The sequence below is a fragment of the Aeromonas sp. MaB10011B genome (genome assembly GCF_017939325.1).
Classification (GTDB): domain Bacteria; phylum Pseudomonadota; class Gammaproteobacteria; order Enterobacterales; family Aeromonadaceae; genus Aeromonas; species Aeromonas caviae.
The window spans coordinates 1-392 of the sequence record NZ_JAGKRK010000035.1 but is presented as its reverse complement, the minus strand read 5'-3'; the positions used below and the strand labels follow the sequence as shown (position 1 = coordinate 392).

Below are 392 nucleotides of genomic sequence, written 5' to 3'. Positions count from 1 at the left end.
CGACCCTTTTCAAGGCGGCAATACTTGTCGAAGTTGACGAACCGGATAGCGTCGCGGTTGTCGCTTTTTTTCTTGAATACGGGTGCCTTGGCGGCGAGTTTCTTATCAAAGCAGCGCATCCACGCGCCATGCAAATCCTTGAGCTTCTGCTGGAGGTTGTCGGTATATGCCTCGGCCAGAAAGGCCATTTCTGGGTCTTTCTTCCAACTGGTGAGCATCCTGTTCAGCTCAAAGGCAGAAGGCAGTTTTTCGCCAGCATCCAGAATGCGTTTGGTTTCTGCCAGCCCGTGATTCCAGACATAACGAGCACAACCGCCCAACTGGCGCAGGCGTTGCGCTTGTTGTTCGGTCGGTTCGAGTCGGAATTTGTAGGCTTTCAGAATTTGCATTTA

Annotated in this window: 1 protein-coding gene; it reads left to right on the top strand. The window is 52.0% G+C overall.

Translation table 11 applies throughout. The features are described from left to right. Nucleotides 1-392: hypothetical protein (locus tag J9893_RS21665; protein WP_246875563.1), on the top strand; the 392-nt coding region annotated here is incomplete at both ends.